The 1508-nt window shown below is 40.9% G+C and carries 2 protein-coding genes; both read left to right on the top strand.

The genetic code is table 11. The annotated features are described in order from the left end of the window. Nucleotides 1–33: 33 nt before the first annotated feature. A complete protein-coding gene (locus tag AC438_RS16340) occupies nucleotides 34–978 on the top strand; it encodes an RHS repeat-associated core domain-containing protein (RefSeq protein ID WP_053982324.1) in 945 nt (314 codons plus the stop codon). Continuing rightward, nucleotides 971–1459, top strand: a complete 489-nt coding sequence (locus AC438_RS16335; RefSeq protein WP_053982323.1) for a hypothetical protein — start codon at nucleotides 971–973, stop codon at nucleotides 1457–1459. Before AC438_RS16340 ends, AC438_RS16335 begins: the two co-directional genes overlap by 8 nt. Nucleotides 1460–1508 lie beyond the last annotated feature (49 nt).

The raw sequence follows: 1508 nt of genomic DNA, 5'->3' as shown, positions 1-1508 counted from the left end.
GTTCTAGCAGGTGTTTTTTTGGGGTGAGTGTCCTTGTATTACGATGGTTACCGTTACTTGTATGGTGCAGATGGTTTGCTAGAGGCAGAAACTACAGCGCGTAGAAGTACGTTAGCAAAAGTGTATATTTACTGGCAAGGGCGTCCTGTGGGTTTGGTTCAAAACAATGCTCTTTACTTCATTCAAAGTGACCACTTAAATCGTCCCTTTGCAGTAACCGATGCCAATAACCGAACAGTTTGGGCTGCGAAAAATACAGCTTTTGACCGTGTAGTGACTACCAATAGTATAGGTGACTTGAATATTGGCTTTCCGGGGCAGTATTACGATCGCGAAACACAATTATGGTATAACTGGTATCGTTATTATGATGCGAGTACTGGCCGTTATTTGCAGAGCGATCCTATTGGATTAAGTGGTGGTTTAAATACTTATACATATGTGGGCGGAAACCCTGTAAGCTTGGTTGACCCTATGGGGCTTTGTGCACAAGAGGAGCGAAGTTTTTGGGATAACCTTGGAAGGCACTTGCCTTCGGTTCCCCAAGGTTCCATGGACTTCGCTGGAGGTCTTGGTGATGCGATACTCTTCGGGTTTGGAGATGATATCCGATCAGGATTAAATATAGATGGCGGAATTAATACAGATTCTCAGCTGTATAGTGTAGGAGAAATATCTTCGATAGCAGCCGGTGGCGTTGGCATATACAGAGGCTTATATGTTGGTTCATTTAAGCTGGCAGGTATGTCTCGTAATATGACTGTTCTCAATTCTACATCTGCGGTAAGAAATGCATTTAAACGGTTTGGCGGGCCAGCATTATTCAACGCCGCAGAGCGAGCCAAGATTGTGCCGTTTGCAACTCATGTGGCAAACAAAGGTTTCGATGCCGCAAGAGCTGGGCTTGGACGCACACGAGATACGTATAATAGCTTGATCGGTTTATCTCCTGGAATTGGAGGCGTATTTAATGATTAAAAAACTACATATCGATATTGAGTCTCCTGCTGAAGTCGTATTGCTTAATCTAGCTGACTGTAGCTATGAAGCGATTCGCAAACCTGAAGATGAATTATGCTCTGGATATGGATATTTCAAATCGATTAATGGAGAAAGAAAATTAGCAGCGTTACTTGCATATGATGATAAGCTTTATTTGTATTTTGATAGGCTTTATGAATTGAATGCAGATGACTGCAAGGTAGTGTTAAAGTCTGGTTTTTTCAAAAATGAGTTCAAGCTTTTTAAAAATGGTGATTTGGCTTTAACGGTCAAGTACAAGCCAACCTCTTATGACGCGGGCGTTTTTGAAGAGGTTAATAGTTTGATAGAGGATAAAAAATATTCCTCTGTACGTATCGAGAATACTATTAAAATTTTATCTGAAACGAATCCAGTTTTAAGAAAAAAAGTGGATCAAGATTGTGTCAAATTGTTAGAAAAAGCGAAGGCTAGTTAATAAATCGGAAAGGCGCTCGTTGAGTAATCATCGAGTGCCTTTTTACAAC

Source organism: Marinagarivorans algicola (assembly GCF_001292705.1).
In the GTDB taxonomy this organism is placed as follows: domain Bacteria; phylum Pseudomonadota; class Gammaproteobacteria; order Pseudomonadales; family Cellvibrionaceae; genus Marinagarivorans; species Marinagarivorans algicola.
This window is presented reverse-complemented; position numbering and strand designations above follow the sequence as displayed.

What these genes read in the sequence shown, in the direction of transcription:
- AC438_RS16335 (WP_053982323.1), top strand. Translation starts at nt 971, where the DNA reads ATGATTAAAAAACTACATATCGATATTGAGTCTCCTGCTGAAGTCGTA.